General features: G+C 62.3%; 23 protein-coding genes and 1 tRNA gene. 7 read left to right on the top strand and 17 right to left on the bottom strand.

All coding sequences use genetic code 11. From position 1 onward, the window contains the following. Window positions 1–9 precede the first annotated feature (9 nt). The gene (locus tag FHX14_RS17215) at window positions 10–303 is read left to right on the top strand and encodes a helix-turn-helix domain-containing protein (RefSeq protein ID WP_003587390.1); all 294 of its coding nucleotides are present in this window, start codon (window positions 10–12) and stop codon (window positions 301–303) included. Window positions 304–410: 107 nt separating this feature from the next. Continuing rightward, on the top strand, window positions 411–560 hold the full coding sequence (locus FHX14_RS17210) for a hypothetical protein (RefSeq protein WP_003587391.1): 150 nt from the start codon (window positions 411–413) through the stop codon (window positions 558–560). 3 nt (window positions 561–563) lie between these two features. Here FHX14_RS17210 and FHX14_RS17205 read toward each other — a convergent pair whose 3' ends face one another. Beyond that, window positions 564–776, bottom strand: a complete 213-nt coding sequence (locus FHX14_RS17205; protein ID WP_003587392.1) for a hypothetical protein — start codon at window positions 774–776, stop codon at window positions 564–566. Window positions 777–998: 222 nt separating this feature from the next. On the opposite strand from FHX14_RS17205, the gene FHX14_RS17200 reads away from it, so the two are divergent. Continuing rightward, window positions 999–1,205, top strand: coding sequence for a DUF982 domain-containing protein (locus tag FHX14_RS17200; RefSeq protein ID WP_184377928.1), 207 nt, complete (start codon window positions 999–1,001; stop codon window positions 1,203–1,205). 2 nt (window positions 1,206–1,207) lie between these two features. On the opposite strand, the gene FHX14_RS17195 is transcribed toward FHX14_RS17200, so the two are convergent. Further along, window positions 1,208–1,426, bottom strand: a complete 219-nt coding sequence (locus tag FHX14_RS17195) for a hypothetical protein (RefSeq protein ID WP_041671386.1) — start codon at window positions 1,424–1,426, stop codon at window positions 1,208–1,210. Window positions 1,427–1,992: 566 nt separating this feature from the next. Between FHX14_RS17195 and FHX14_RS17190 the strand changes: the two genes are divergently transcribed. Further along, entirely contained in the window at window positions 1,993–2,625 is a 633-nt protein-coding gene (locus tag FHX14_RS17190; RefSeq protein WP_012557292.1) for a methyltransferase domain-containing protein, read from the top strand. Window positions 2,626–2,697: 72 nt separating this feature from the next. Here FHX14_RS17190 and FHX14_RS17185 read toward each other — a convergent pair. The 7 genes from FHX14_RS17185 to bcsN all read right to left on the bottom strand — a co-directional run bounded on the left by FHX14_RS17185 (window position 2,698) and on the right by bcsN (window position 12,848). After that, window positions 2,698–2,774 (bottom strand) — tRNA-Pro (locus FHX14_RS17185). A 97-nt stretch (window positions 2,775–2,871) separates the two neighbouring features. Next, complete coding sequence (locus FHX14_RS17180) at window positions 2,872–3,540, bottom strand: HAD family hydrolase (RefSeq protein WP_184377883.1); 669 nt, start codon at window positions 3,538–3,540, stop codon at window positions 2,872–2,874. An 82-nt stretch (window positions 3,541–3,622) separates the two neighbouring features. Next, the gene (locus FHX14_RS17175) at window positions 3,623–6,034 is read right to left on the bottom strand and encodes a cellulose synthase (RefSeq protein WP_184377882.1); all 2,412 of its coding nucleotides are present in this window, start codon (window positions 6,032–6,034) and stop codon (window positions 3,623–3,625) included. Further along, on the bottom strand, window positions 6,031–7,074 hold the full coding sequence (locus FHX14_RS17170; RefSeq protein WP_184377881.1) for a glycosyl hydrolase family 8: 1,044 nt from the start codon (window positions 7,072–7,074) through the stop codon (window positions 6,031–6,033). Before FHX14_RS17170 ends, FHX14_RS17175 begins: the two co-directional genes overlap by 4 nt. After that, entirely contained in the window at window positions 7,071–9,563 is a 2,493-nt protein-coding gene (locus FHX14_RS17165) for a cellulose biosynthesis cyclic di-GMP-binding regulatory protein BcsB (protein ID WP_184377880.1), read from the bottom strand. The genes FHX14_RS17170 and FHX14_RS17165 overlap by 4 nt, the downstream gene beginning before the upstream one ends. Then, entirely contained in the window at window positions 9,560–11,752 is a 2,193-nt protein-coding gene (gene bcsA, locus FHX14_RS17160; protein ID WP_184377879.1) for a UDP-forming cellulose synthase catalytic subunit, read from the bottom strand. Before bcsA ends, FHX14_RS17165 begins: the two co-directional genes overlap by 4 nt. Before the next feature lie 109 nt (window positions 11,753–11,861). After that, complete coding sequence (bcsN, locus tag FHX14_RS17155) at window positions 11,862–12,848, bottom strand: cellulose biosynthesis protein BcsN (protein ID WP_012557288.1); 987 nt, start codon at window positions 12,846–12,848, stop codon at window positions 11,862–11,864. Between the two features lie 322 nt (window positions 12,849–13,170). On the opposite strand from bcsN, the gene FHX14_RS17150 reads away from it, so the two are divergent. After that, window positions 13,171–13,485 carry a DUF1236 domain-containing protein gene (locus FHX14_RS17150; protein WP_003587407.1) on the top strand — a complete coding sequence of 105 codons (315 nt, stop codon included), beginning with the start codon at window positions 13,171–13,173 and terminating at the stop codon, window positions 13,483–13,485. 39 nt (window positions 13,486–13,524) lie between these two features. Here FHX14_RS17150 and FHX14_RS17145 read toward each other — a convergent pair whose 3' ends face one another. Continuing rightward, window positions 13,525–15,171, bottom strand: a complete 1,647-nt coding sequence (locus FHX14_RS17145; RefSeq protein ID WP_012557287.1) for an ATP-binding protein — start codon at window positions 15,169–15,171, stop codon at window positions 13,525–13,527. Between the two features lie 270 nt (window positions 15,172–15,441). On the opposite strand from FHX14_RS17145, the gene FHX14_RS17140 reads away from it, so the two are divergent. Further along, complete coding sequence (locus tag FHX14_RS17140; RefSeq protein ID WP_041671384.1) at window positions 15,442–15,789, top strand: response regulator; 348 nt, start codon at window positions 15,442–15,444, stop codon at window positions 15,787–15,789. Window positions 15,790–15,849: 60 nt separating this feature from the next. Here the strand turns inward: FHX14_RS17140 and FHX14_RS17135 are convergent, their stop codons facing one another. From FHX14_RS17135 to FHX14_RS17110, 6 genes are all read right to left on the bottom strand, one after another. Next, complete coding sequence (locus FHX14_RS17135) at window positions 15,850–16,389, bottom strand: MerR family transcriptional regulator (protein ID WP_097627109.1); 540 nt, start codon at window positions 16,387–16,389, stop codon at window positions 15,850–15,852. Between the two features lie 150 nt (window positions 16,390–16,539). Next, complete coding sequence (locus FHX14_RS17130) at window positions 16,540–16,878, bottom strand: integration host factor subunit alpha (protein WP_003578475.1); 339 nt, start codon at window positions 16,876–16,878, stop codon at window positions 16,540–16,542. Window positions 16,879–16,983: 105 nt separating this feature from the next. After that, window positions 16,984–17,955, bottom strand: coding sequence for a beta-ketoacyl-ACP synthase III (locus FHX14_RS17125; RefSeq protein ID WP_184377927.1), 972 nt, complete (start codon window positions 17,953–17,955; stop codon window positions 16,984–16,986). 20 nt (window positions 17,956–17,975) lie between these two features. Beyond that, window positions 17,976–19,022: a phosphate acyltransferase PlsX gene (plsX, locus tag FHX14_RS17120; protein WP_012557284.1), complete on the bottom strand. Its 1,047-nt coding sequence runs from the start codon at window positions 19,020–19,022 to the stop codon at window positions 17,976–17,978. Between the two features lie 98 nt (window positions 19,023–19,120). Continuing rightward, a complete protein-coding gene (locus FHX14_RS17115; RefSeq protein WP_054181838.1) occupies window positions 19,121–19,675 on the bottom strand; it encodes a DUF177 domain-containing protein in 555 nt (184 codons plus the stop codon). Window positions 19,676–19,685: 10 nt separating this feature from the next. Next, on the bottom strand, window positions 19,686–20,306 hold the full coding sequence (locus FHX14_RS17110; protein WP_082366241.1) for a ubiquinol-cytochrome C chaperone family protein: 621 nt from the start codon (window positions 20,304–20,306) through the stop codon (window positions 19,686–19,688). 187 nt (window positions 20,307–20,493) lie between these two features. On the opposite strand from FHX14_RS17110, the gene FHX14_RS17105 reads away from it, so the two are divergent. Then, window positions 20,494–21,027, top strand: a complete 534-nt coding sequence (locus FHX14_RS17105; RefSeq protein WP_003587417.1) for an outer membrane protein assembly factor BamE — start codon at window positions 20,494–20,496, stop codon at window positions 21,025–21,027. Window positions 21,028–21,117: 90 nt separating this feature from the next. Here the strand turns inward: FHX14_RS17105 and FHX14_RS17100 are convergent, their stop codons facing one another. Next, window positions 21,118–23,256, bottom strand: coding sequence for a sodium-translocating pyrophosphatase (locus tag FHX14_RS17100; protein WP_003587418.1), 2,139 nt, complete (start codon window positions 23,254–23,256; stop codon window positions 21,118–21,120). Window positions 23,257–23,415: the final 159 nt, after the last annotated feature.

Genomic DNA, 23,415 nt, shown 5'->3' with positions numbered 1-23,415 from the left:
TTTTCCGCCATGATAACAGCGACACAGATACGCGGCGCGCGCGCCATGATCGGGATGAGTATCGAAGAGCTCGCCGCCGCAAGCGGCCTGCCTGTGGAGACCGTGACGGCGCTGGAAAACGGTGAATTTGCGGGCGAGCCGCACGCGCTGTTCGATGTGCGCAGTACGCTGGAGGCGCACGGCATCATCTTCCTGTCGAGCGGCAATCAGGATGAAGGCGGCCCCGGCATCCGGCTGCGTGCGCGCACCGTGAGCGACGACGGTATCCGGCCGGAAAACCTCAACGCTGCCAACGACGATTAAAGCGCGTCGCGATCTTTAGGCCGACGCGGGCTCAATTCATCCTGTTTCGGAACCAATCCGACGCTTGGGCGTTTCCGCTGTCCTATCAGGTATTTGGGGGCAGTCATTTGAACAGCAGGAATGGTCTCTACGTTCTCATCGGCGTTCTCGTCGTCACCGTCATCGGCCTCGGCGCTTATATCTACCGTGAAGAAAGCAAGCCGCAGGGGATCGAGATGAGCATCGGCAAGAACGGTGTCTCGATCGAGCAGAACTGAGCGTCAGAGGTAGGTCTTTGCCAGGTCGGCGAGTTTGCCGCCGTCCTTCACGCCCTGCCTGTAGAGCTGAATGATGACCGCACCGATCCGCTCGGCCTCGGGTGTCGTCCTGACGAGGCCGCGTTCATCGCAGACCTTGTCGAGCACCTGCGAAAGCAGATCGAGATCTTCCGAAAACAGCGGCAAATCATGCGGATGAATTGATGACCGTAACATCACGCCGCATTCCCTCCGAGGGCAAACGCATCCACGCTTGCATCGCCGGCCGCCCTCCGCAACCGGCAGAAATGATTATGCGCGACGGCTTGAATTTTAGCAACTGCGCAAATTTCCATGAAACAAAATCCGGGAACAAATTTGTGTCCCGCGCGTTTCGACGCCGCCCTGTGGCAATAATCAGTGAGTGCAGACGTTGAGTGAAATACGCTTCCCTCCCCCATCCGGGTGTTTTCTCCCGAGAGCAGCTTGATCGTGTCCACCGTCTGGGAAGCCGTCGAATATCTCAAACGATGGCCGAGCAAGCGTGGGCGTCACTATCGCGTCGCGCGCCAACATTGCCTGGACGCGCTCGACGGGCTGCGCAGCCCGCGCGCCGCACAGGCTTCCTTCATCACGGCGGCGAAGACGGCGGGATTGCTGCTGTGAGATCAGCTGCTATGGCGGCTGGTGGCGGCGAGCTGGGGGTGAATGGAGCCTTCCATGATCACCTTGGCGGTCAGCTCGATCACCTGCTCCTCGGCAAGTTCAGCAAGCGCGAGGGCGACATCGCCCTCCGGCCAGCCAGCCTTGATGGCCTCGTCGGACAAAGCCTGGAATGCGCCGGCGAGGGCTTGCCTGCAAGTGAGATTCTGCTTCATTTCCGCCATGCGCTCGCACTAGGCTGTTTGTGACAGGGACGCTTTTAATCTACACATATTAGCATGAAAGCGAAAAGGTTTCACGTTTTTTAGATTCAAAATCGCGTATCTCATATCTAATCTTGGTATAACCTTAACAAAATGGAACAAATAACACGCTCCGCAACTCAAAGCGCACCAAAAAGAACTAATAGATTTATTTGATTCCACACCCACAAAGGGTATTTCATTGCATTATTTACTGCAAATGGCCGCAACATCGAAGTCGAAACGGCGACTTCTTACCCGCCCCGGCAAAGCGAAATCCGATTTGCGCCACGTTTCATCATCTTCCCTGCACCCTGTCAATCGGCTTCAGGATCTCACATAGGCGAGCGCCCGCGCCCTTCGTCCGTGAGATGACGGCAAGCCTGGCCGAATGCGCAATATCCGTTAACCGGCATGCTCAGCCGCCGCGAGCGCCTCCGGCGCTAATCACTTTAATACCACAACGACACCACACTGCCGTCAAACTCCGCCGTACGATTGCGTTGCGTATTATTGGGTTGGCGGGCTCATTTTCTCCAGGAGGTAAAATGTCTATCGAACTAGACGCGACGACCTATGTGCATGCTAAACCGGCGACGGCCCATTCCTATATTTTGCCGGCCGTAGTCGATGTTCTTGAGAACAGTTTTCAGGAGGCAAACGAAACGTCGGTCTTCGACCTCGGTTGCGGTGCCGGCGGTGCCGCAGCCGTGCTTGCGGGAAAGGGCTATGATGTCATCGGTGTCGATCCCTCCGAGGACGGCATCGCAAAAGCGAGAACGGCTCACCCGGATCTCCCGCTGGAAATCGGCTCCGGTTACGAAGATCTTTCCAGCCGGTACGGAACCTTCGATGCCGTGATCAGCCTCGAGGTGGTGGAGCACGTTTATGACCCTAAGGCGTTCTCGGCAACCATGTACGATCTGGTGAGGCCCGGGGGCATCGCGGTGATGTCGACGCCTTTTCACGGTTACTGGAAAAATCTGGCCTTGGCCGTGAGCGGAAAGATGGACGACCACTTCATGCCCCTCAAGGACCATGGCCATATCAAATTCTGGTCGCCGGAAACGCTGGGCACGCTGCTGCATGAAACAGGTTTCGAAGACATCGACTTCGAATATGTCGGGAGGATTCCGCTCCTGGCCAAATCGATGATCGCGATCGCCCAGAAACCGCATTGAAGACCCAGCCTTTGCAGCGATGGCCGCCGCTACATGAAACGTGATGTTTTGACTGGATTTCAAGGGGATAAATGGTCGGGGCGACTGGACTCGAACCAGCGACCCCTTGACCCCCAGTCAAGTGCGCTACCGGGCTGCGCTACGCCCCGACCTGCCGAAACGGCTTGCTTCGTTTAGTTTTTCAGCGCGTGCAATGCAAGCGGAAAAACTCGCCTCCCACAAAAAGGAGGCGGTTTGTCGGATTGATCAGATCGCCGCGAGCGTCAGCCGGCCTTCGGCGGTGTGGCGGGGCTGCCATGCCTGGTAGTTGGCGATCGAGAAATGCGGGGTTTCGAAGGGTGTGGCGTGGGTTTCGGTAATGGCGGCGACATCGGCGCCGGCGGCCTCACCGGCAAGGATGCCGGCGACGGCGTCTTCGAAGACCAGGCATTTCGCGGGATCGACACCAAGGCGGCTGGCGCCGAGCAGATAACCTTCGGGGCTGGGCTTGCCGGATTTGACCTCCTGGCCGCTGACGATGACCTTCGGCATCGGAATGCCGGCGGCCGCCATGCGGCGCCTGGCAAGCTCGATCGGCGCCGAGGTGACGATCGCCCATTTGCCGTCAGCAATGGCGGAGAGGAAGCGGATGGCGCCGGGGATTTCGACGATGCCCGAGACATCCTCCATCTCCTCGGCGAGCAGCAGGTCTGCCTCATGGGCCGGATCGACGCCGGCAAGGCCGAGCCCGCGGATGACGTCGGAGGCGCGGATGCCGTGGATCGTCTTCAGGAAAACCTCAGGTTCGAAGCCGTGGCGTCTTGCCCACTCGCTCCAGACGCGTTCGACGACGGCGATGGAATTCAGCAGCGTTCCGTCCATGTCGAAAAGGAAGGCGTCATAGGACGTGTCGAGGATATTGTGGAGAGCGGGCACAGGGCGTTCCTTGCGGGTGCGAGGCCGGGGCGACCCCTGCACAGGCGAGTAGCGGAGAGCGGCGCCGGCGTCAACGTCAACGCTAGTCGTTGACGTCGGGATGGGTGACGTTGCGAACGTCGGCCAGACCGCGGGCAGCGTCGCGGCTGCCGGTCGCGGCAGCGGCTTCGAAGATACGGGTCGCGTCGCCATACATTTTGAGATTGAGGTAGCAGTAGCCGCGCAGAACCATCAGGTCGATGCGTTCCTGCTGCAGCTGGGCGCGCTGATCGAGATAGATCAGGGTCTCGCGATAACGCCCGGCATCGAATGCCGAAAGCGCGCGGTCGGCGAGGATCGCCACCTGCAGCTCGGCGGCGCGCTGGCGGTTCTGCGGCGCCTTGGTGGCGGCAACGGCGGCGTTGCTGGAAAGGCCGGCGCGCAAATAGGCAAGGCTCTGGCCGTAGGCTGCATCTTCACGGTCTTTGCGGACCGGGCTCTGCAGTGCCGCCTCGAAGGCCGAGATCGCTTCCATCGGCCGGTTGATATCCATCAGGCACCAGCCGCGCGACAGCGCATTGGTGGGGCTGAGCTGTCCCGCATCGATGGTCGTTGAGCAGCCGCGGGTCTGGCGCGAACCGCGCGCAACGGTCACCGTCTGCATCGCCGGCCTTGCCGGGCGAACCGCCACATCGGGCTCGGGCTGCAGCGGGGTGCGGCGTTCGGCCGGAAGCGGCTCGGCCGCCGTGGCAGGGCGTTGCGCCGGCGGCGTCGGCTGAACCGGCTGCTGTGGGGTTAGCGTGCCCTTCTCCGGCGGCAGGGCGCCCCCATTCGGCATCAGCGAGGAAGTGTCTTCGAGATTGGTGATCCGGGCCGAACGGCCGGCCCAGGCGCGCTGCAGGTCGAGCACACCCTTGCGGTCACTCAGCTGCTCACGGGTGACGACAAGGCCATAGGCCGACGGCTCGTCATCGGCTTTCCAGACGAGCGCGGTCTCAAACCAGCGCGCGGCGGTCTGGAACTGGTTGAGCGAGCGGGCATACCAGCCGAATTGCTGCGCCGTCGGCACATATTTCCGGGCGATAACCTCGGCGGCGATGCGATGCAGCACGTCTTCGGCGAGATCGGCCGGCGGCTGCAGCGCCATCAGATTGGCGGTCGCGGCGAGATAGGTGGCGCTTGCATCGTCGGAGTCGGCACGCCAGCGGAACATCACGTCCTCGGCTTCCTGAGGCGCCTTGCGGGCAATCAGCGCCAGCGCCAGCCCCTGCGAAGCGGCGGCCGTATCCTCCTTGGCGCGGGCGGCGCGGAACCACTTCTCCGCCTCGGCATCGTTGTTGCGGCGAAGCTGGTACCAGCCGAGCAGCAGCGCATCCGAGGCAAGCCCCTCGGTGCCTGCGAGTTTTTCCACGCGGGCGACATATTCGGGCGCGATGGCGAGCTTCAGATCCTCGTTGCCTTCGGCCATGAAGCGCCGGGCGAGATTGTCGCGGATCGCGTCGAATTCCTTGCTGCCGTCGGCAGTGGGTTTCTCCAGCGCCAGCAGCGCCTGCATCGGCTGGTAGGCAAGCAGTGTCGAGGCCTTTTCGACCGTCGCCTGCCGCTCGGCCGGATTGGGGCAATTCTTCAGAATATAGCTGTAGGCGTCCTGGCCGCGCTGCTGCCTCTTCGTCTGGATGAAGGCTTCGGCGACACGCCAGAGGACGTCGACCTCGCTGCAGGTGAGCAGGCTCGGCGTTGTGGCGGCGATATCGACCACCGTCGCATATTGTTTGAGGTCGGAAGCGTTGATGAGGCGGGCGCGGTCCTCGGCGACGGCGAGCCGGTCGAGCAGATCGGCCGGCGGCTGCCATCCGGCATCGGCTGCCTGACGGTCGGCGAGCGCCTTGCGCAGCTCGGCATACCGGCCATCGGAATAAAGCTGCCACATGGCCTCGAGCTGTTTGTCGCCGTTTTGCGGCACGGCGAGCGGATCGGCCGGCGGAACCCAATTCGGGTAGAGCGCCTGAAGGCGGGAGATCTCGGCCTGCAGGCGCACCTTGTCGCCGCGGCTGGCGAAATAACGAAGCGCGCTTTCATCGACGGCAGGCTGTGTTGGAGCCACGGCCTGCTGCGGCGCCGGGGGCTCGGACACGATGGCAGGCGTGACCGGGGCCGGAGAAGCCGCCGGCTGAGGCATAGTTTGGGGCGTAGGTTGCGGCGCAGATGGGGTCGCAGATTGCGGCGCGGCTGATTGCGGCGGTACAGGCTGCTGCGCGACGGCATTCGGATCTGAAGTATCCGATGCCGATGGCGGCGGGGACGTAATCGCCTCGATCTTGTCGGCGACGAGCTGCGCATTGAATTCGGAATTGCCGGCAGCCTCGTTCGGCTTGATACGGCCCATCATCATCAGCTCCGGCGCCGGCTTGCCGGCAAGGCCGAACCTTTCCTGCAAAGCGGCACGGTCCTTCAGCCCGGTGACAAGGCTTGCTACCACCACTGCCGCTGAAACCGCCACGAGAGAAGACTTCACAGACACTCCGGATGCTTCTCCCCGATATAGGCCAGCCCCAGCAGTTGAAGGGTGGACGGATAATAGAGCGCGGGGGCAAACTGCAGCGCCGAACTCGGCAGCCTGGTCCCATCGACAACACAGGCCATAACATCGTTAACAATTCGATAACCGGGGTCCGACAGCACGGTCTTCGGCCGGCCGGTGGTCAGATCGATGGTGGCGGGAACGCCGTCTTGCGACATCCCCTTTTGCAGGCGGGTGAGCAGTGCCTTGTCGGTAATGCCGCCGCGGGCGAGATAGAGCGGGATGCGGATGGCGTTATAGCCGAATTCGGCGTCGAACCCCTCTGCCGGCCGCGGCTTGTCGTGCAGGCTCACCCATTCGGCAGGAAGCTTGCGCGGACCGAATTGCATCGTCTTCAACAGCTCCACGCCGTCGTCCGACAGTTTTTTCCAGGCATCCGACGGAGCAAGCGCTGCCATCACCGGGATCGCTTCATAAACCCAGTAGGACGGGTTGACGACGGGACCGTCGTCCCGGTCGCCGCCGGTAAAGCCTTTGGTTCCAGGCATCAGCAAGGTGCGGCCCTGCGAGCTGCCGACGGTTTCGGCAAGCAGCGCCTGCGCCATGCGGGAGGCGGCAAGGATATAGTCTTCCCGTTTCCATGCCGTGCCGGCCAGCGCCAGCGCATAGGCGATCAGCATGTCGCCGTCCGTGGCATTGTTGGTGTCGGCCACGTGCGGCTTGACGTTCGGATCCCATTTCCAAACAGCCAGGCCATCGTCGCGCAGCAGCAGCTCGGTGCGGGTAAAATACCAGATCTGCTCGAAATCGGCCGGGCTTGCCGAGAGGTAAGCGAGCAGCAGGCCATAGCCCTGCCCTTCGCTGTGGCTGATGTTGCCGTTGCCATTGTCGACGATGCGGCCGCTCGGATCGAGAAACTTCGCCTTGTAGGCCGACCACGCGTCGGCATTGATCATCGCCTGCTGCGCGGTGGCCGGCAGGCTCGGTGCAAGCGCGACAGACGCCGCCAGCAGGAGTGCACGCCACCGCCTCATTTCGACCGGCCCAGCTTCTTGAGCATCGTCGAGGTGGTGACGCCGATCAGCAGCACGAAGACGACCAGCAGCGACGCATAAGAGAGGATATTCGTCGACAGCCAGTTGGCGGCGATCAGGCGATAGTTGGCAATCGACCAGGGCGTCGACGGCACGAAATCGAAACGGGTGACGGGCAACGCCTCGATCTTGCCGGTCTTGCTGGAATAGGTGGTGATGTGGCCCGACAACTGCGGCCAGTTCAGCTGCGACGTCAGAACTTCGACGCCTTCGCGCAGATCCTTCGCCGATGGCGCCGCCACCACGGTCCAGGAGCCCGCTCCCTCCGGGCTGGAGCCCTGGGCCACCATAAGCGAGGCGGTGTTGGGCGGCGTAAAGATCTCCTCGGCGCCGGGCACGAATTGCAGCGAACTGCGGGAAATATCGAAATTGCGCCACAGCCACTCGCGGAATGCGATCATCCGGGTGCGCAAGACACCACCGCTGACCTTGGAATTCCATTCCTCGAAGGCCGTGCCGGTGTCGACGACGCCCGTCTGCGCATCCGTCACCGGACGCCACGAGGCCTGGCTCGCCGTTGCGATATTGGTCTGCGACAGCGCGGTTGCCGGCATCTGCGAGATCGAACCGATGAAGATGGCGTCACGATCGCCGATCGTATTCGGCGAGGCCACGGTTTCCACAGGGATCGGATGTCCGGCCATGACCGCCATCTGGCCAAGCAGGGTGGCGGCGGCCGAAAGCGTATCGGCGTCGACGCGGTCGATGAACAGCGGCATCGGTTCGGTGGCCCGGCCATAGGGATAGGCGGTGCCGGCCATGGCGGCGAGATTCGGCCGCTGACCGACGCGGGCGAAATCCGGCATGTGCAGCTCTGAGGTATCGAACAGGGCAAAGCGGGGACTGGCGCCGGCGGTGGCGCCAGGCGCGCAAGCCGCATCGTCCTTGGTCATCAGGATCGCCTCGATCGACACTGTATTCAGGCCGGGCTTGACGTGCCGCATCGTCACACGGATTGGCAGATGGCGCAGAATGCCGCCTGTTGTCGTGGTGATCGGCACAGTGGAGGCGATATTGTCGTTGACGTAGATATCGATATGGCTGCCGGGCAGCACATTGTCGGTATAGGCAGCGTCGAGCAGCACCTTCGCCTCGCCATAGGCGTTGGCATAAAAATCCGCCGGCACGGCGATGTTGAAGCTGGTCCGCAACCGCCGGCCGGAAAATTCGGTGGTCTTCACGCCGAGCTGAGACAAAGCGATGTTCGTATCGGAAAAGACCAGCGGCGCGTTCGGCGCGCTCCAGCGTTCGGTGGTCAGCACGTCGCGGCGGATATCTGCGGATCTGTCGGTCGGCGAGACGAGGGTATCGATCGCCGAGGAGACCGCCGGCCAGGACGGGCCGCTGATCAGAAGCACCGGTGAGCCGCTGCGGGGATCGGTGACGAAAGCGGCGAGTGCCGCACTTTCGGCGCCGGGCGGCAGGCCGGGAAAGAGCGGCCGCAGTTCCGCCGCGGTGCCGACGAGCACGCTGAGCTTGCCAGGCCCGCCGGCTGGAAGCGAAGCGGTGCTGAAGGCAAAGATCTGGTTCGGCATGCTGCTCAGCACCGAGAGGCCCTGCGCCAGCCGCAGCAGCGGCTTGGTGGTGCCCGGCTGCTCCAGCGCCGGGACGACGATGTCGAACTCGGTCTTGCCGGCGCCGTCGACGCCGATGGCGCGGATCGCATCGGCGCTCGCCGGCTCTGCGGCATCGCTGCCGGCAAAGCTCAGATAGGTTCCGGCCGGATCGATATTCGACCACAATTCATAGGTCGACTGGATGCTGCAATCGGTGCGGTGGCGCTGAGCGGCTTCGAAGGTGACGACATTGGCGCCCGGCTGCAGCAGACCTGGCGGAACCGCGAAGGTGACGGCCGACGGGCCGTCCGGCGAGCCGACGCGCTGCTGGCCGATCGGGCGATTGTTGAGATAGACGGTCAGCGCCGAGGCCTCAGGCGCGACGACGATCGAATTCTGGTAGGCGAAAGTGAAGCTCGCCTTGGCCGCCGCCTGTTCCTGCGTCAGGTAGACGGACCATGACCGCCGGTCATATTCACCGCTGAGACCGAGCTTCGAAAAGGGCACGACATAGCGACGGACACTGCCGGGGCGCTGAACCGGCGCCGTATTTGCCGCCGCGGCCGGCTGCAGCGCCGGCTGAACGGCGATTGGGGGGGGAACCGGAGCAGGTGCAGGAGCAGGAGCAGGAGCAGGAGCAGGAGCAGGTGTCGCCTGGGATGCCGGTGCCGGCAATACGGTAACCGGGGGTGTGACGGGAACCGGCGCGGTTGCTACCGGCGGGGTCGCTGCCGGCGGGGCCGGCGGTGTCTGTCTCGGGGCAACGGCGGCGCCGGGCGGCCGCTCGCCGGACATGTCGAAGGGTGCCGTCTGCGCCTGGGCGAAGGCGGAGGCATTCAGCAGGAAAAGCGAGGCGGCGACGATGCTTCTCATCCGGCGTTGACCTTGGCCGCCTGCTGCTGGGCTTCGCGCTCCGGCCGCATGCTGCGGAAGAAATAAACGAGGCCGCGGCTCGTCTGGTAGAACGACAGGCCGAGGAACCAGATGGTGCCGCGGATCAGGCCCGGATTGCGGCGGCGCGAGGCCTGGAACTCGGTCCACTGGCCGGAATTGGCAAACATCAGGTCAGCGATCAGGCGGTGGTCGAGCGCGCTTTTCGGCACGTACTGGCAGCCGACATTGCTGATGTCGCCCGACGGCTCGATATTGCGGACGATCAGCGGCAGGGTTTCCAGTTCCGCGCCGCTATAGGGCCGGAAGCGGATTTCACCGACGGCACCGACCAGCATCTCGTCGAGTTGCTTGTTGAAGATGTGGAGTCTGGCGCCATGGACGGAGACGTCCTCGATCGAAGCGGTATACCACTTGCCGTTGGCGCCGAATTCGCAGCGCCGGTTGACGCGGACGCGGCGGGACAAGGCGCGCTCGCCGCGCTCGGACACGACACCGAGCGCGCAGCCGGCCATGATCAGGTTGATGAGGTTCCAGCCGCCGACGACGAGGGTGACGTCGGCCTTATAGGGCTCGGCATAGATCCTGTAGATGGTGATGACGAGCGCGATGATCTGCACCGCAAAGATCACGAAGAACGGACGGCTGATCTCGGACAGGCGGCTGACGGCGATCGATTCGTCCTTGGCGGTGACCTTGAAGGTCGGCTTCCTCGGATTGAGCATGACGGAGATGACCGCCGGCAGCAGATGCACGGTCTGGACATATTCGTAGAGCTCGGAAATCCATGGCCAGCGGAACGACCCATAGAGGTAGTTCTGCATCATCAGGTTCACCAGCATATAGGCAAGCGTATAGGCAAGGAACTCGCCGCCGGAGGCGGTGAAGATTTCCAGGTCGAAGAACAGGTAGAAGAGCGGCGCAAACAGGAAGATCGTGCGCGGGAACGGGAAGAGCCAGAACAGAGTGGAAGACATGTAGCAGAGGCGCTGCGGGATCGACAGGCCGCGTTTCACCAGCGGGAAACGGAAGCGCAGGATCTGCATCATGCCCTGCGCCCAGCGGCTGCGCTGGCCGATGAAGCTTGCGAAGGTGGCGGGCTGCAGGCCGGCGATCAGCGGCTTGTCGACATAGATGCTGTTCCAGCCGCTGCCGTGGAGCGCTAAGGCCGTCTCGCAATCCTCGGTGATGCTGATGCCGGAAAAGCCGTTCTGGGAGTCGAGCGCCCTGCGGCTCAGGACGGCGGCCGAACCGCAGAAGAAGGCGGCGTTCCATTTATCGAGGCCGCGCTGGATAATGCCGTAGAACATTTCGTTCTCGCTCGGCATCTTGTCGAAGGTACGCAGGTTGCGCTCCAGCGGATCGGGATTGATGAAGAAGTGCGGGGTCTGGACGAGGAAAAGCTTCGGGTCGTCTTCGAAGTAGCCGACGGTCTCGAGCAGGAAATCGCGGGCCGGCGCGTGGTCGGCATCGAAGACGGCGATGAGTTCGCCGGTCGAGTGTTTCATGCCGTTGTTGAGATTGCCGGCCTTGGCGTGCTCGTTTCGGTCGCGCGTGAGATAGCTGACGTCGAGGTCCTCGCAGAGCTTCTTCAGCTCGATATGGCGGGCGGCGGCCGCCTGGGCTTCGAGCAGCTTGCCGGAATTGCGCTTCTGCAGGGTGCCGCCATCGTCGAGCAGCCAGACATGCAGCTTCTCGGCCGGATAATCCATGGCCTTGGCGGCCGCCAGCGTGTTGCCGAGAAGCCCAGCATCCTCGTTATAGGACGGCACGAAGACATCGACATGCGGCAAACGGCCGGGATTGGCGGCGCGCGAGGGGCGCGGCGGCAGCGGTGTGGCGACGATGAACAGGCTGAGCGCCAGCATCGCGACGCTGTACATTTCGGCGAGATAGAGCAGCAGGCCGGGAATGAAATTCTCAGGCTGGTTCACAGGCGGCAGGGTGTTGGTGGTGCGCCAGTAGACATAGCGCAGCACGATCGAGGTGCCGAAGGCGAGCGCCACCAGGCGCCACGTCCCCTCGCCCTTGAAGACCTTGATCAGCGCCATCACCGTTACCACCGTGATGCTGGTGATGAGCTGGGTCTGCAAGTTGACCGGCAGCGTGATCAGCACGATCAAGCAGAGCGAAACAACGGCCCATATGAACACACTGCGGGCTTTGCGCATCGACGTTCCTTCGAAATTGCTCAACCGGACACCATCGGCGCTCCGGGCATGCTCCCTAGAACAGGCATGATGTCGTCCGAAAACCGCTCACACTTTTCGGCATCATGCTCTATCTCCGGCAGGCGGCCGTCATGGCCGCGTCGCCTATGCAGTCTGGCGAAGGCACGGTGACGCCGATCGCCCTTGCGGATTGTTCGACCGGCTGTTCGGGCGGCGCGGCTGCCGCGTCCGGCATCACCCTCGCCTGCGGCGCCTCGCCGGGCAGCGGCACGCGCGGACCGATGGGCGCGGGCATCGGTGCGGCGCCCGGTGCCGGGGTCGAAGCGTTGCGGGGCAGAACCGCCCGCGGCCGGCTGATTAAGGCAGGCGCCGGCTCGTAGCCGATTGCCATCGGGCTGGCGCGATAACCGCCCTGGTCAGGATAGATCGGCGCGCCGGTGCGGCCGAGCGCGGCATCGGCCGGCGGCGGATTGCCGTACGGATTCCAGATCACCCCGTCGAAGTTGCCCGATATGGTGTAGCCATAGACGATGCCGAGCAGTTGGCGTTCGCTGGCGTTCGCATCGCAGAGACGCAGGCGCAGCTGGATCATGCCGAAATTGCGCGCCTGGGTGTTGGCGTTGACGCTCGAGCGGATCTGCTGCCAGGCATAGATGCAGGTGTCGCCGCCACGGCTGCGGCCGGAGGCGTAACCAAAGGGGCCATAGCTGTTCTGCAGAAAGGTCGCCGACGTTGCCATGGGCACGCCGGGGGCGGAGCGCGCCACTTCGCGGGCAATGCCGCTTTCATTGATCATGCTGAAGCCGGCATTGCCGGTGCCGGGGTTGGCCCCGGACGCACCGAAAAATTGGACCTTCAGGAAGTTCTGGCCGGGCACGGAGGATGAGGTAAACAAGGAAACCGTCTGCTCGACGCCGTTGCCACGCTTGCGCTCGACGACGCTGACGATCGACGGGCCACCCGGCGGCGGCAGAACCAGCGCCTTTTCAGGCGCCACGGTCTCCGGCCCGGAGGGCTGGTGGACACCGCCTGTCGACGTGCAGCCGGCCATCATGCCCGCCACTGCCACCAGCGATATCGTCATCCGCAAACGCATGTTTCGAGCCGCCGCAATCGTCTTTCCAGATATCCATTCGCAAACCGAAACGCGACGGACCTTCGAATCAACGACCACGCGGCCGTTCACAGGGTATAAATCGCCAACATGGTTAACGAAGCGTAAACGGCCCGCCCCCGATGCCGCTGGACGAACCCGCACTGACCGTGATTCGGACAGCTCAACCGTATGGTGCATAAATTGATTTAGCAACACCGCAACTGCGCTCATCGTGTCTTGCGCCACGATGAAAAGCCGGCGCGGAACTATGCCGCATGACCAGCGTTGCCTCGATGTCCAAGGTTAAAAAGGAGAACATCCCATGCGCAAGATCATGCTGGCTGCGGCCGCCATGCTGACCATCAGCTCCGCCGCCTTCGCGCAGAGCACCGTCATCGTCACCGATCCCGCACCGACCGGCTCCGTCGTGTTGCCGGGCGAAGTTCGCACCTATGTCATGGAGCAAAATACGCCGTCCGTCGTCTATGACGGCGATATCGCCGTCGGCGCGACGCTGCCCGATACCGTCGAAGTGCACACCGTGCCGAATATGGACGGCTATGGCTATACCGTCGTCAATGAGCGGCGCGTTATCGTTGAGCCGAAGACGCACCGCGTGATCCAGGTCATCGAATAAGGCGATAGAACACAGTGGACGTGCGGCCGCATAGCGGCTTCACGTCCTCTCATTTTCCATTTTCGCCGGCACATTCAGAAGTTCGCGGATCTTATGGGCGAGCTGCTCCAGGCTGAAGGGCTTGGCAAGCAGGGAGACGCCATGATCGAGCACCCCGTTATGGACGATGGCGTTGCGGGTATAACCCGTGGTGTAGAGGATGCGGATCGCCGGCCATTTTTCCTGGACGATATCGGCAAGCTGGCGTCCGCTCATTTGCGGCATGACGATATCGGTGAAGATCAGATCAACCTCCCGATTTTCTTCCAGAAGCAGAAGCGCCTCCATGCCGCTTGCCGCCTGCAACACGGTGTAACCGAGTTCATGCAGGCTTTCGGCGGTCATGATGCGGACGTTCTCATCATCTTCCACCACCAGGATCGTATCGTTGACGCTGCCTTGGGGAATAGGCTGGGCGCCGGCAGCATTCAACCTGGCGTCCATCGCGCCGACATGCCGGGGTAAATAGATCTTCACCGTCGTGCCCCTGTCGATCTCCGAATAGATCTTGATGTGGCCGCCGCTCTGCTTGATGTAGCCGTAAACCTGGCTGAGGCCGAGACCGGTGCCCTTGCCGGGTCCCTTGGTGGTGTAGAACGGGTCGAAAGCACGCTCGATCACGTCAGGCGACATGCCGGTGCCGGTGTCGGTCATGCTGACCATCACATATTGGCCGGCATCGACCTCCGAATGCATGCGGGAATAGCGCTCGTCGAGTTCGGTATTGGCGGTCTCGATGGTCAGATGTCCGCCGCCGGGCATGGCGTCGCGGGCGTTGACGGCAAGATTCAGAATAGCGTTCTCGAGCTGGCTCAAATCGGCAAAACTCGGCCAAAGGCCGCCGGCAAGCACAGTCTCGATCCGGATCTGCTCGCCGAGTGTACGCCGCAACAGCTCGGACATGCCGCCGACCAGCTTATTGAGATCGATGACCTCAGGGGCGAGCGGCTGCTGGCGCGAGAAAGCGAGCAGACGCGCGGTCAGGACCGCGGCACGCTGGGCGCCGTCTTTGGCATTCTGGATGGAGTTCAGCACGCGGGGATCCTCATGCCCGGTCATCCGTCGCTGGGCAAGATCGAGGTTGCCGATGATGATCGCCAGCATATTGTTGAAATCATGGGCGACGCCGCCGGTGAGCTGACCGATCGTCTCCATCTTCTGCAGCTGGCGGACCTGCGCCTGCGCGGCGGCATTCTCTTCCATCTCGTGCCTGAGTTCGGCGGTGCGCTGGACCACCGTCTGTTCGAGGCGCGTGTTGAAACCGTTGAGCTCGTTGCGGAGGCGGCTCTGCCGGCGATGCGCGATGATGATCATCTCCATCAGCCCGATGATGATCACCGCATTGATGAGATAGGTCGACAGCCCAACCCATTGGCCGGCGCTGACCGGCCAGAAGATATTGTGCGGCTCGACGAAAAACTGCTGGACGATGAAAGCGGCGAGTATCGCTGCGACAAGGCCCGGCCCCGCGCCGCCGATGAAACTCGCCAGCAATATCGCCGGGAGAAAGCTCAGAAAGGGAAAGCCGGAGAGATAGTCGCTGGCGGCAAGCCGCAGAAGAAATGTCAGGCCAACGAAGGCAACGGCCAGCGGATATGTATAACCAGGCCTGTGACGCAGCCAATCCGTGGCACTCAGCAAATCCATTCCAGACCCCTCCTTACGGCGCCGCGCCTTATCAGACGCGCAGAGAGCGCCGTAACACTTTGAATTGCTGCAGAGTTTTATCCCAAAATCGATTCCGATTGAAGGAATTATGCAGTCGCCGTTGCGCAGGCGGCATCCCAGCTTTTACACATGGAATTTCACCCGGCAATATGCTGTTTCTCGCACTGCCGGGCACGACGTCTTGACGAGACATGCCAGGAGTCCACATAAATCCGCATGCCCGGCAAGAGGAAATGGGTGGACGCGAACATGAAAGACATATTCATCGTCGAAGACGATGCGCTGATTGCCATGCTGCTCGAGGACATGCTCGCCGATCTCGGCTACCGGGTTTGCGCCAGCGCGCCCGATCTCGAACGGGCGCTGGCAGCCGCAAGGGATACGGAATTCGACGCTGCAATTCTCGACGTCTCGCTTGCGGGGCAGAGCTCGCTGCCGGTCGCAAAACTGCTCGACGAACGCGGCAAACCCTATGTCTATGCCACCGGATACGGCGCCGCCCCTGCCGGCAGCAGCCCGAGCACATTGCCGGTGCTGCAAAAACCCTTCCAACTCAGCGAACTCGAACAGGCGATGAAGCGGCTTACCGAAGCTTGAGGCAAGTCGGCCGGAAGCGTGCAGCGATTCTGGCCGACATGTAAAAATAAAGAGTTCTGATCAGCGCACCTGATCGAGCAGACGCTTGCATTCCAGCAGGTCGTAGAGCGCCTCCTGCAGCAGCGCCCTGTCTTCCTTGCCAACGCTCGACTTGCCGATCGAGACTTCCTGCTCGTCCTCGCCAGCCACAAAGTTGAAGAAGCGGCGGGTAATCGGCGGCTTGGCGCGGCCGACAATCTGGTCTTCGTCGGCCATGCCGACGCGCGGTTCCCCGGCGGTCGCCTCCTGCACGCCCGAGGCAAGCGCCTCGACGCTGGCGAGATCGCCGTGGCCGACCGATATCACGAACTTGTTGCCGTTGGTTTTCAGAAGCTTCTGCACGCCCTTGATCGTATAGCCGTGATCATAGAGCAAATGCCGGATGCCCTTGAGCAGATCCACATCCTCGGGCCGGTAATAGCGACGGCCGCCGCCGCGCTTCATCGGCTTTATCTGCGGAAAACGCGTTTCCCAGAAGCGCAGCACATGCTGCGGCAGATCAAGATCGTCTGCGACTTCGCTGATGGTGCGAAAGGCATCGGGGCTCTTGTCCAACGTCATACTGCTACGCGACCTCGCGGCTCGATCTTACGGCGACTCATCATATTTCAACGGTTTGGCGCCGACAATTCAAGTCATGTCTCGACGTTGCGCACAACGCAGGACGGTGCGAAGGGAAAAAAACGCCGTTTCGAAACGGGAAGCCGATGATCAGGAGGCCGGATTCTGCGGCTTTAGCTTGACCTTGCGGGCGACATGCGCCTTGAGGATGCGCGTCTTCAGCACGTTCGACGCCTTGAAAGTCATGACCCGGCGGGGAGAAATCGGAACCTCTTCACCGGTCTTCGGGTTGCGGCCGATCCGCTCGTTCTTGTCGCGCACCTGGAAGGTCGCGAACGAGGACAGCTTGACGGTTTCACCGCGCACGATGGCGTTGCAAACTTCGTCGATGACGGTTTCCACAAGTTCCGCAGATTCGGTCCGGGAAAGCCCGACCTTGCGGAAAACCGATTCCGCCAGGTCTGCTCGCGTCACTGTTTTTCCGGTCATGGTTTCCCCGCCCATTTCAAATATTTTGTGAAATCGCGCAAAGAGTATTTGTCTTGCGCCTTACGGTCAAGCTCTTGTTCGCCGCCAGTTTTTTTGGATTCGTGCCTACCAGCGCAGCAGAACGGCGCCCCAGGTGAAGCCGCCGCCCATCGCTTCGAGCATCACCAGGTCGCCCTTCTTGATGCGGCCGTCGCCGGCAGCGGTCGCAAGGGCGAGCGGGATCGAGGCCGCCGAGGTATTGCCGTGCAGATCGACGGTGATCACGACCTTCGCCGCATCGATGTTCAGCTTCTTGGCCGAACCGTCGATAATGCGCCGATTGGCCTGATGCGGCACCAGCCAGTCGAGATCCTCGGCGGTGGTCCCGGTTGAATCGAAGGCAGCCTGAATGACATCGGTGATCATGCCGACGGCGTATTTGAAGACCTCGCGGCCTTCCATGCGCAGCTTGCCGACGGTGCCCGTCGTCGACGGCCCGCCATCGACATAAAGCTTTTCCTTATGCGAGCCGTCGGAGCGCAGATGCGCCGTCAATACGCCGCGATCGGCAACGGTGCCCTCGCCTTCGGTCGCTTCGAGCACGATCGCACCGGCGCCGTCGCCGAACAGCACGCAGGTGGTGCGGTCGTTCCAGTCGAGAATGCGCGAAAAGGTTTCAGCGCCGATGACGAGAACGCGCTTGGCAAGGCCGCCGCGGATATAGGCATCCGCCGTCGTGACCGCATAGACGAAACCGGTGCAGACGGCCTGGACGTCGAAGGCGAAGCCGTGGCTCATGCCGAGGCGGTTCTGGATGTTGACCGAGGTTGCCGGAAAGGTGTTGTCAGGCGTCGAGGTGGCGCAGATGATCAGATCGATATCGGCTGGCGTCAGGCCGCCATTGGCAAGGGCAGCACGCGCGGCGGCCTCGCCGAGCGAGGCCGTCGTCTCGTCATCGCCGGCGATATAACGCTGGCGGATGCCGGTGCGCTGGACGATCCACTCGTCAGACGTGTCGACGATCGCTTCCATGTCACCATTGGTCATCACGCGCTTCGGAAGTGCGGCTCCAAACCCGCGAACCACTGAACGGATCATATTCGATTGAACCCCATTGCTCATGCAGCTTCCGGGCCCATCGGGGGCAGCCGCTTGGCATGATATTTCTTAAGATCGTTTTCTATTTTCTGATTGAGGCCGTTCTTGGCCATGTCGTAACCGACTTCGATGGCTGCGGCGATGCCTTCGGCATTCGCTCCGCCATGGCTCTTGATGACGATGCCGTTCAGGCCGAGAAACACGCCGCCATTGACCTTGCTTGGATCGAGCTTCTCGCGAAGCATGTCGAAGGCGCTTTTGGCGAAGAGGTAGCCGATGCGGGCGAGCAGCGTGCGCGACATGGCGGCACGCAGATATTCGCCGATCTGCTTGGCGGTGCCTTCGGCGGTCTTCAGCGCGATATTGCCGGAGAACCCTTCGGTGACGACGACGTCGACCGTGCCCTTGCCAAGGTCGTTGCCCTCGACGAAGCCGGAATATTCGAGCGAATCGATGTTCGCCTCGCGCAACAGCCGGCCGGCCTCCTTGACCTCTTCCTGGCCTTTCATCTCTTCGACACCAACATTCAGCAGGCCGACTGTCGGCCGTTCGACCTCGAAGAGCGCCCGCGCCATGGCGCCGCCCATCAGGGCAAAATCCATCAGCTGCTGCGCATCGGCGCCGATCGTCGCACCGACGTCGAGCACGATGCTCTCACCTTTCAGCGTCGGCCAGATCGCGGCGATCGCCGGGCGCTCGATATTGGCCATGGTGCGCAGACAGAACTTCGCCATTGCCATCAGCGCGCCGGTATTGCCGGCTGAGACCGCGACATCGGCCTCCCCCGTCTTCACCGCCTCGATCGAGCGCCACATGGTGGAGATATAACGGCCGCGGCGCAGCGCCTGGCTCGGCTTCTCACTCATGCTGACGGCAAGCTCGCAGTCGTGAAAGACCGATTTTTCCTTGAGTTTCGGAAACTTGGCGAGAACCGGATCGCACTGTTCCTTGAGACCGTAGAAAACGAAGGAAATATCCGGATGCCGGTCGAGCGCCTTGGCGGCGCCGGGGATGACAACCTGGGGACCAAAGTCGCCACCCATGAGGTCGAGAGATATTCTGATCACGCGTCCCTGATCCTTCTTTCCGCCGAGGGCGAAATTTCGGCCAAAATACCGGTTTTGGCGTCGCTTACAACTGAATTATGTCAAATGCCAGAGGCGCTTCAGTCCTTTTTCCAATCCTTGAGGGCCGCGAAAGCCGAAGGCTTTTTGTCGTCCTCGCCGCTATCTTCGATATGGCCAGCGAATTCGATGCCCCCCTTGCGCGGATAGGGATCGATCGCCAGCGCGGCGAATTCGGCAACCACCTCGCCGGCATCGATCGTATCGCCGACAAAGGTCTCGGGCAGATCGGGACCGTCGGGATCGAGCAACATCTCGCCGGCATCATTGCCGGCCTGGCGGGCAAGCTTGGAACCCTCCGGCACGAAGATCTGCTCGAAGCTCTCGTCGATGGCGGATTCGACAGGCTCCAGCGTCACCACGCAGGATTGGACGATCTTCGCCTTCACGCGGCCCTTGATGCGCACGCCGTCACGCTTCCAGCGGGCAATCTGCAGATCGGCGCTGAGATCGTCGACGGAGACGACATTCCAGCTCTCGGCAAGCGCCTTCAACTCGTTTGCGTCGGCCTCGACATGAACCTCGACGGGGTTGGCCGAGATATGGCCGACCTTGACGTGATAGGAGAAGGGAACATCGTCCCGATCGTTTTTCATGATTTCCTCCTCAAGCGACAGGTGGGCGGGCGACCGGTGAGTGGGCGACCGGCGGCAGCGTCGCCGAACCGGTGGCGATCTCCTCTTCGGCAAGCGCCGACAAATGCGCTTCCGCAGCCATCATCCAGTGGGCCAGACCGGACATATCGGCCGGCACCGGGCTTTCCGGATAGATATTGCGCGTGAGGGCGAGAGCGAGCGCTTCGGTATCGCCGGTGTCCATCGCCTTCGAATAGGCTTCGAGCCGGCCGTAAAACATGCCGGCGAGCTTCTTCATGCGCTTCGGCACGCTATTGTCGCCGATGCCGAGTTCGCGGATCGAATAGTCGATATCCTGGAAGAAGGCGTCGACGATCTCCTGGGCGATCTCCTGTCCGCTGGTGGCGGAGCTGCGCGTGCGGCGAAAAAACAGAATCATGGCGATCGACAGCATCTCGAAACGGCCCATGACCGTATCCGGCACATTGAGCCGCTCATAAATCTCCGGCATGCGCGCGGCCGCCGTCAGCACCGCATATTGCCTGTCGACGATTGCCTGATTGTTGTTTTTCTTGCGGAACAGCCCGAAGATCATTGTTTTTTCCGGAAATGCCTCATTCTTCACGCCGGCCGGCCTCTGGCCTTGTTGCATGATTTCGAAAGCTGGTTTACCGAAGCAGGCGCGAATTGCAATGCCGATCGTGGCCAGTTTCGGGACGACGCCCTCGATGCGTCAGCGAAGCGAATTCGGGATAGTCGACCCGGAATGGCCACAATGGTTTTGCAGGAGGTAAAGCGTGCAAGGCCCAAATGGCTGCTATCGATACTTTAGGGAGTAGATGTCGTTGAAGAAACGGTATTTCAAGTCTGACGTGAAACTCTTCAGCAGTGCGGCCATTGCCCTTATAATCGCCTCCACATCCGTTCTTTCCGGTTGCCAGACTGGCACCGTGCTCAATGGCGGATATGTCGCCGACCAGCAGTCGCTGAACCTCGTTCCGGAGGGCTCGAGCCGCGAGCAGGTGCTGCTTTCGCTCGGCACCCCGTCGACGACCGCGACCTTCGACGGCGAAGTCTTCTATTACATCTCACAGCGGCGCACGCGCGCGGTGGCGTTCCAGAAGCTGAAGGTCGTCGACCAGAGCGTGCTGGCGATCTATTTCGACAAGGACAGCGTCGTCAGCCGCCGCGCCAACTATACGCTGCAGGACGGCAAGGTGTTCGACACCATCGGACGCGTCACGCCGACCGGCGGCAAGGAACTCACCTTCCTGCAGCAGATGCTTTCCGGCGGCAGCGCCGCGAGTGCTGCCCGCAGCCTGTTCGGCGGCGGCGCCGGCGGCACGCCGCAGAATCCGAGCAGCCTGCGCTGATCGAACAGATTTTCAACGAAAAACCCGCCTTCCGGCGGGTTTTTTAATGGTCGGGGTATGGCACCACGCGAACCATGATGCCTGGAGTTATCAACCGGCGAGAACCGCGAGCAGCAACAGCGCTACAATGTTGGTGATCTTGATCGCCGGGTTGACGGCGGGGCCGGCCGTGTCCTTGTAGGGATCGCCGACGGTATCGCCGGTGACCGACGCCTTGTGCGCATCCGAGCCCTTCATGTGACGCACGCCGTCCTTGTCGACGAAGCCGTCCTCGAAGCTCTTCTTGGCATTGTCCCAGGCGCCGCCGCCCGATGTCATCGAGATGGCAACGAAGAGGCCGTTGATGATGACGCCGAGCAGCGATGCGCCGAGAGCGGCGAAGGCCGAGGCCTTGGAGCCGGAGATGAGCAGCACGCCGAAATAGACGACGATCGGCGCCAGCACCGGCAGCAGCGACGGCACAAGCATCTCGCGGATGGCGGCCTTGGTCAGAAGGTCGACTGCCTTGCCGTAGTCCGGCTTCTCGGTGCCCTGCATGATGCCGGGCTTTTCCTTGAACTGACGGCGCACCTCTTCGACGATCGAGCCGGCGGCGCGGCCGACGGCGGTCATGGCGATGCCGCCGAAGAGATAGGGGATCAGGCCGCCGAACAGCAGCCCGGCGACGACATAGGGGTTCGACAATTCGAACGAGATTTCGCCGATATTGGCGAAATAGGGATACTGATCGCCATGCGCTGCGAAATACCGCAGGTCGTTGGCGTAGGCGGCAAAGAGCACCAGCGCGCCGAGACCGGCCGAGCCGATCGCGTAACCCTTGGTCACCGCCTTGGTGGTATTGCCGACGGCGTCGAGCGCGTCGGTCGATTTGCGCACCTCAGGCGGCAGATGCGCCATTTCGGCGATGCCGCCGGCATTGTCGGTGACCGGACCGAAGGCGTCGAGGGCGACGATCATGCCGGCAAGGCCGAGCATGGCGGTGACCGCGATGCCGGTGCCGAAAAGGCCGCCGAGCTGGTAGGTGGCAAGAATGCCGCCGACGATGACGATCGCCGGCAGGGCGGTCGATTCCAGCGAGACCGCCAGGCCCTGGATGACGTTGGTGCCGTGACCGGTCACCGACGACTGGGCGATCGACACGACCGGACGCTTGCCGGTGCCGGTGTAGTATTCGGTGATGACGACGATCAGCGCGGTGACGACGAGGCCGACAAGGCCGCAGACGAACAGGTTCGTGCCGGTGACGTCGGCGCCGGCGACCGTGCCGAGCGAGCCCCAGCCGACCGTCAGCGAGGTGGCAGCGCCGAGACCGACGATCGACAGCAGGCCGGTGACGATGAGCCCCTTGTAGAGCGCGCCCATGATCGAGCCGTTCGAGCCGAGCTTGACGAAGAAGGTGCCGATGATCGAGGTGATGATGCAGGCGCCGCAGATTGCCAGCGGATAGATCATCGCCGACTGGAGGATCGGCGCGCCGGCAAAGAAGATTGCGGCGAGCACCATGGTGGCGACGACGGAAACCGCATAGGTCTCGAAAAGGTCGGCGGCCATGCCGGCGCAATCGCCGACATTGTCGCCGACGTTATCGGCAATCGTTGCCGGGTTGCGCGGATCGTCCTCCGGAATGCCGGCTTCCACCTTGCCGACGAGGTCGCCGCCGACATCGGCGCCCTTGGTGAAGATGCCGCCGCCGAGACGGGCGAAGATGGAAATCAGCGAAGCACCGAAGCCGAGCGCCACCAGCGCATCGATGACTTCGCGCGAGCCGCTCTCATGGCCGAGGCCGAAGGTCAAAATAGTATAGTAAATGGAGACGCCGAGCAGTGCGAGGCCCGCCACCAGCATGCCGGTGATCGCGCCCGACTTGAAGGCGATGTCGAGGCCGGCGGAGAGGCTGGTGGAAGCCGCCTGGGCGGTGCGCACATTGGCGCGGACGGAGACATGCATGCCGATGAAGCCGGCAGCCCCGGAAAGCACGGCGCCGATCAGGAAGCCGATGGCGGCCGTGGCGGAAAGAAGCAGCCAGGCTGCGATGAAAACAACGACGCCGACAAGGGCAATGGTTCTGTACTGGCGGGTCAGATAGGCCTGAGCGCCTTCGCGGATATAACCCGCGATCTCCTGCATGCGGCTGTTGCCCTGATCGGCGGCAAGCACCGACCGGGTTGCCCAGGCGGCATAGACCACCGAGAGCAGACCGCATGCGATTACGCATAAAAGAATCGTCATTTCGCTCTTTCCTCCCATAGGCCGGAGATCACTCCTTCTCCGGCAGATATGCCGCCGACTCGCCTTCCTCTCCACAGAAATGCCACAGCTAAGCGGTGCGGAGATTGCGTGGTCGATCACGTGGCGTCAAGACCGCAACGAGCGAAAACCGTTGCAGTG

Origin of the sequence: Rhizobium sp. BK619, assembly GCF_014195245.1 — a bacterium.
In the GTDB taxonomy this organism is placed as follows: domain Bacteria; phylum Pseudomonadota; class Alphaproteobacteria; order Rhizobiales; family Rhizobiaceae; genus Rhizobium; species Rhizobium acidisoli.
Note: the sequence above shows the minus strand (reverse complement) of the source record. Positions and strands in the feature narration are given on the sequence as shown.